7 protein-coding genes and 1 pseudogene are annotated in these 5,700 nt (G+C 69.0%); 5 read left to right on the forward strand and 3 right to left on the reverse strand.

Annotated features, from left to right (window positions below; all coding sequences use genetic code 11):
• The 3 genes and pseudogenes from Q0066_RS14945 to Q0066_RS14955 all read left to right on the forward strand — a co-directional run.
• Positions 1-216, forward strand: a pseudogene (locus tag Q0066_RS14945) (cold-shock protein); the annotation flags it as partial.
• Between the two features lie 2 nt (positions 217-218).
• Complete coding sequence (locus Q0066_RS14950) at positions 219-986, forward strand: DUF3027 domain-containing protein (protein ID WP_298134331.1); 768 nt, start codon at positions 219-221, stop codon at positions 984-986.
• A gap of 94 nt (positions 987-1,080) precedes the next feature.
• Positions 1,081-2,367 carry a citrate synthase gene (locus Q0066_RS14955; RefSeq protein ID WP_298134333.1) on the forward strand — a complete coding sequence of 429 codons (1,287 nt, stop codon included), beginning with the start codon at positions 1,081-1,083 and terminating at the stop codon, positions 2,365-2,367.
• Positions 2,368-2,378: 11 nt separating this feature from the next.
• On the opposite strand, the gene Q0066_RS14960 is transcribed toward Q0066_RS14955, so the two are convergent.
• Complete coding sequence (locus Q0066_RS14960; RefSeq protein ID WP_298134336.1) at positions 2,379-2,630, reverse strand: DUF2530 domain-containing protein; 252 nt, start codon at positions 2,628-2,630, stop codon at positions 2,379-2,381.
• Between the two features lie 90 nt (positions 2,631-2,720).
• Between Q0066_RS14960 and Q0066_RS14965 the strand changes: the two genes are divergently transcribed.
• Positions 2,721-4,232 carry an NCS2 family permease gene (locus Q0066_RS14965; protein WP_298134339.1) on the forward strand — a complete coding sequence of 504 codons (1,512 nt, stop codon included), beginning with the start codon at positions 2,721-2,723 and terminating at the stop codon, positions 4,230-4,232.
• A 3-nt stretch (positions 4,233-4,235) separates the two neighbouring features.
• Here Q0066_RS14965 and Q0066_RS14970 read toward each other — a convergent pair whose 3' ends face one another.
• Entirely contained in the window at positions 4,236-4,892 is a 657-nt protein-coding gene (locus Q0066_RS14970; protein WP_298134341.1) for a hypothetical protein, read from the reverse strand.
• Positions 4,893-5,110: 218 nt separating this feature from the next.
• Here Q0066_RS14970 and Q0066_RS14975 point away from each other — a divergent pair, with 218 nt between their 5' ends.
• Positions 5,111-5,404: a hypothetical protein gene (locus Q0066_RS14975; protein ID WP_298134344.1), complete on the forward strand. Its 294-nt coding sequence runs from the start codon at positions 5,111-5,113 to the stop codon at positions 5,402-5,404.
• Here the strand turns inward: Q0066_RS14975 and Q0066_RS14980 are convergent.
• Positions 5,401-5,700 (reverse strand): Vms1/Ankzf1 family peptidyl-tRNA hydrolase (locus Q0066_RS14980; RefSeq protein ID WP_298134346.1); only part of this gene is annotated, 300 nt, incomplete at its 5' end. The genes Q0066_RS14975 and Q0066_RS14980 overlap by 4 nt on opposite strands.

Consider the following 5,700-nt stretch of genomic DNA (forward strand, 5'->3'; position numbering starts at 1 on the left):
GAGCAGGCGCTCAGCGTCCAGCTGCTCGAGGCGCCGCCGTCGCTGTCCAAGGCGTCCCGCAAGTCGCCGGACGCGATGGCCGTCATCGTCGAGGACCTGATCAAGATGCTGGACGGCTTGGGCAACGGCTACCGCCGCGGCCGGCATCCCGATCCGAAGGTGGCCGGCAAGGTGGCCTCGGTGCTGCGCGCGGTCGCCGACGAGTTGGAGCTCTGAGCGTGCGGGCGTCCGAGACGCTGGACCGCGCCTGTGCGGAGGCGGTCGAGCTGGCGCGCACAGCGGCGGTCAACCGGGCCGGCGCGATGGGCGTCGGCGAGCATCTCGGGGTGGTCGCCGACGACACCCGGGTGGCTACCCACCTGTTCGCCTGCCCGCATCCCGGCTACCCGGGGTGGACGTGGCAGGTGACGGTGGTGCGGGCGTCCCGGGCCCGGGTGGTGACGGTCAACGAGGTCACCCTGATGCCCGGCGAGGGTGCGCTGCGGGCGCCGGCCTGGGTGCCCTGGTCGGAGCGGATCGGCCCGGGCGACCTGGCTCCCGGCGTGATCATGCCGACACCCGACAACGACCCGCGGGTCGAACCCGGCTTCACCGCCGCCGACATGCCGCCCGACATGGAGCCGGCCGAATGGTCCGCTACCCGCGCGCTGGTCGCCGAGCTGGGGCTGGGCCGCGAGCGGGTGTTGTCGCCCCTGGGCCGCGACCAGGCCGCCGAGCGTTGGCTCGCCGGCGACGGTGGCCCGGACAACCCGATGACCGCCCAGGCGACCGGCGCATGCGAGACCTGCGCCTATTTCGTCGCGCTGTCGGGTGCGCTGGGCCGGGTCTTCGGCGCCTGCGCCAACGAGTACACGCCGAGCGACGGCCGGGTGGTCAGCCGTGACCACGGTTGCGGTGCACATTCCGACACCACCGAGGTGAGTCGCGCCGAACAGCTGCCGATGCCGGCCTGGGACACTCTGGGGGTCGACAAGGGGATCTTCTGAGCGGCCCGTCTTGTGAGTGGTCCGTGCGACGGCCGGTAGCGATCACCCGTTATCGTGTGCCCCACACCGGCACGGTTGACGCGAAGGAGCTCACATGTCAGGAACGGCCCGACTCGAAGTCGACGGCAACGTCTACGAACTGGACACCTTCGTGGGCTCCGAAGGTGAGCGCGCGATCGACATCTCCAAGCTTCGAGCGACCAGCGGTTACATCACCCTGGACGACGGCTACGGCAACACCGGCTCGTGCCGTTCGGCGGTCACCTACATCGACGGCGACGCCGGCATCCTGCGCTACCGGGGCATTCCGATCGAAGAGCTGGCCGGCAAGTCCTCGTTCGTGGAGACGGCATGGCTGGTGATCTTCGGCAGCCTGCCGACCCCTGAGGAGCGAGACCGGTTCGCCGGCCTGCTCAGTGAGTCGGCGATGATCGACGAGGTGATGCGCAAGCACTTCCACGCCTTCCCGCAGACCGCGCCGCCGATGGCCATCCTGTCGGCGATGATCAACACCCTCAGTGCCCACGACCACGGGGTGATGGACATTCACGACGACTCCGACATGGAGCGCGCCGCGGCGCTGCTGATGTCGAAGGTGCGCACCATCGCGGCGGCGTCCTACAAGGCGTCGATCGGTGAGCCGCTGGTCTACCCCCGTTATGACCTGAAGTACGCCGAGAACTTCCTGCACATGATGTTCTCGGTGCCCTATCGCAACTACGAGGCGACCCCCGAGGTGGCGGCGGCGCTCAACCTGTTCCTGTTGCTGCATGCCGACCACGAGCAGAACTGCTCGACCTCGACGGTGCGCATGGTGGCGTCCTCGAAGGCGAATCTGTTCGCCAGCTGCGCGGCCGGGGTGTGTGCGCTGTGGGGTCCGCTGCACGGCGGCGCCAACGTGGCGGCGGTGCAGATGCTGCAGCAGATCCAGGACTCGGGCATGCCGGTGTCCGAGTTCGTGAAGCGGGTGAAGAACAAGGACGCCGGGGTCAAGCTGATGGGCTTCGGCCACCGGGTGTACAAGAATTTCGATCCGCGCAGCCGCATCCTGAAGACGGCGGTGGACGGCGTCCTCGCCCAGCAGGAGAGGACCGATCCGCTGCTCGACATCGCCCGCGAACTGGAATCCGCGGCGCTCGAGGACGAGTACTTCATCCAGCGCAAGCTGTACCCGAACGTCGACTTCTACTCCGGCATCCTGCTGCGGGCGATCGGCATTCCGTTGGAGATGTTCACGGTGATGTTCGCGATCGGCCGGATGCCCGGCTGGATCGCGAACTGGAAAGAGATCAACGACGATCCGAAGGGCCGCATCTACCGTCCGCGGCAGATCTACACCGGTCCGACGAACGTGTCCTGGGAGCCCCGCGACAATCGCTGACCGACGGAAGGTCAGCGCAGCCGGATACGGCGCAGGATCAGTAGCACCGCCAGCGCCAGTACGCCGATGCCTGCCCCCACCAGGGCCGTCGAGAACCACCAACCCCGGCCGGACGCCGTCAGCGCGGGCAACTGCCACCAGCAGATCAGGGTGCCGAGGATGAACAGGATCGTGCCCAGGCCGACGATCTGCACCCCATGCGGGTCGAGTGCCTTCACCGGAGCCTGCAGGGTGGGCAAGTGGGGCTCGTGGTCGTGAGTCACGGCCTCCACTGTAGAGGCGGGTTGTGAAGGGAATGTGTCGCGCCTGAGACGTGCGAAGCGGGACCGGCAGCCGCGCCTAGGTTCTTCGTCATGGCCAATAGCTCCACCACGTCGGCTCCGCCCACCACCCGGTCGTCCGGGCTGGACGCGTACTTCGAGATCACCAAGAGGGGTTCCAACCTGGCCCGCGAGGTCCGCGGCGGGCTGGTCACCTTCTTCACGATGGCCTACATCCTGGCCCTCAACCCGCTGATCATCGGCACCGCCACCGACGTCAACGGCCTGCTGCTGTCCGGTCTGCCGAAGCTGGACGCCGCCGGCGAGGTGATCGGCGCCAATGTCGCCACCTCGATCGCGATGGTGGCTGCGGCGACCGCGCTGATCGCCGGGCTGATGACGATTCTGATGGGCGTCTACGGCCGGTTCCCGATCGGCCTGGCCACCGGTCTTGGGCTGAACGCGGTGCTGGCCTATGTGCTGGCCCCGCAGATGACCTGGGCCCAGGCGATGGGGCTGGTCGTGTGGGAAGGCGTGATCATCACCATCCTGGTGCTGACCGGTTTTCGGCAGGCGGTGTTCCGGGCCGTGCCCCGGTCGCTGCGGGCCGGCATCTCGGTCGGTATCGGCCTGTTCATCGCGTTCATCGGACTGGTGGATGCCGGGGTGGTGCGCAAGGCGTCCGGGACGCCGGTCGAACTGGGGATCGGCGGCTCGCTGCAGGGCTGGCCGATCGGCATCTTCCTGATCACCCTCGGCATCCTGGTGCTGCTGTTCGTGCGGCACGTGAAGGGCGCGATGCTGATCGCCATCCTGTCCGGCACGGTGCTGTCGGTGGTCGTCGAGGCGGTGGCTCACATCGGAGCCCATGACGCCACCGACAACCCGACCGGCTGGATGCTGAACGTGCCGCAGTTCACTGCGTTCACGATGCCTGACCTGGGCCTGATCGGACGGGTCGACCTGTTCGGCGGGTTCGCCGCGGCCGGAGGTTTCGGCGCCGTCCTGGGCCTGGTGCTGATCGTCTTCTCGCTGCTGCTGGCCGACTTCTTCGACACCATGGGCACCGTGGTGGCGGTGGGCGCCGAGGGCGGGTTGCTGGATGAAACGGGCAACCCGCCGCGCACCCAGCAGATCCTGCTGGTCGACTCGATCGCGGCGATGGCCGGTGGTGTCGGTTCGGTGTCGTCGAACACCTCCTACATCGAGTCCGCGGCCGGCGTCGGCGAAGGTGCCCGGACGGGCTTGGCCTCGGTGGTCACCGGCGCGGCCTTCCTGCTCAGCCTGTTCCTGGCCCCGCTGGTGAACATGGTCCCGTCGGAGGCGGCGGCACCGGCGCTGTTCTTCGTCGGCTTCCTGATGATGTCGCAGGTGACGCACGTCGACTGGGACGACCCGGAGGAGGGCATTCCGGCCTTCCTGACGCTGGCGTTGATGCCGTTCACCTACTCGATCACCGCCGGCATCGGCGCGGGTTTCATCAGCTACACGCTGATCAAACTGGTCCGCGGCAAGGCGCGGGCGGTGCATCCGCTGATGTACCTGGTGGCGGGGCTGTTCGTCATCTACTTCGCGCAGGGCGCGATCATGGCGCTGCTGGGCTGACGGCTACTGCGCCCGGTAGACGACGATCAGGTCGGGCACCGGACGCCCGCGCGAGGGTGCCGCCTGGACGTAGTGGTGGAACTGGGCGAGCCAGGCGGCGTACGGCTCGGCCACCGCACGGTTCGGCGGTGACAGTTGCGGCAGCGCGTTGCGCCATGCGGACGCCGCATCCAGGGCGACCGCGTGCGGGGTGTAACCGGTGGACAGGCCGGGATAGGTCTGCAGCGGCACCCCCAGTTCACGATTCACCAGCTTGCCGAGCCCGAAGCGCGGGTCGAGGCCGGCCCGCGCCAGATCGAACTCCAGATCGTTGAACCGGTTCATGTCCAACGCGATGCGATGCCCGCTCCAGGCGGTGGCGGCGAGGTAGCACTCGATCAGCCGCCAGGCCACCGGCTGGCGCTCGGGGGCGATGAATCGCCCGGCCAGCAGATCCGCGACATCGGACTCGACCGGGGTGTCCGGCCGGACCAACACGGCCCCGGCCGGCTTACGGAACAGCGGACCGAGTTTGCCCAGCATTCCGGGGGCCTTCGGCGTGGTCTGCGGCGGGAACTCGTCGGCGACGATGCGGCGGAACTCCGCGGCCAGTTCGGGTGAGGCGCAGAACACGTCGCGGACCTCGTCCACCCCGATCGCGTAGAGCCGCAACTCGCCCATAGCCACAAGGTACCCGTCGCTCCCCGGCTGCGACATAGATTGGCCTGGTGAACCCGAGAACGCGGCGCGTGATCGTCACCGGAGTGCTGGTCGTCCTGGTGCTGCTGGCGCTGCTGGGCGCGCTGGTGAGTTGAGCCTGGCCCGATGGCGCGACCCGTTAGAGTGTGCGTCGCGTCCGCGGAAGGAGTCATATGTCGGGGCGAGTAAGGGTTTGCCGCGTGCTCGTGGCCGTGGGTGCGATGCTGCTGCTCACCTTCGGGTTGAGCGCGCCGACCATGGGCCTGGCCGCAGCCCCGGTTCCGCAGGCGACCACGGCCGCCGCCTCGCCGAGCCCCACGGTGGGTTCGTCGAGGCCGTCTCCGAGTTCCCCCTCGGCCGGCGATTCCGCCGACGATCCGTCCGACGACGGCAGCAATCTGACCCCCGATCAGACCGGCACCTGGATCGCGCTCGGTGCCGCGGCCGTGCTGGCCGTGCTGGCCGGCTTGGTCGTCGCGCTGCGTAGGCGCTAACCGTCCACCGGTGCGCGAGCCTCGGCGTTGAGCCGGATGGTGACGGCCCGGAACATCGGCAGGCTGTCCCGCAGCACCCGCAGGTTCGGGTCGGGCACGCTCAGCACCGAGTGCTGGTGTCGTGCGACGACGGTGCCCAGCGCGGCCAGGGCGGGGTCGGCGAGCACCGTCCGGACGGCCTGGCCGTCGCCGCCGAGGACCATCGCCTCCAGCGTGCCGGCCACCGGCACCAGGATCTCGGCGGCGTCCTGGACCGCCCGCCCGAACGCCCGCTCGGTCTGATTGCCGCGACGCCG

The organism is Micropruina sp., assembly GCF_027492755.1.
GTDB lineage: Bacteria > Actinomycetota > Actinomycetes > Propionibacteriales > Propionibacteriaceae > Micropruina.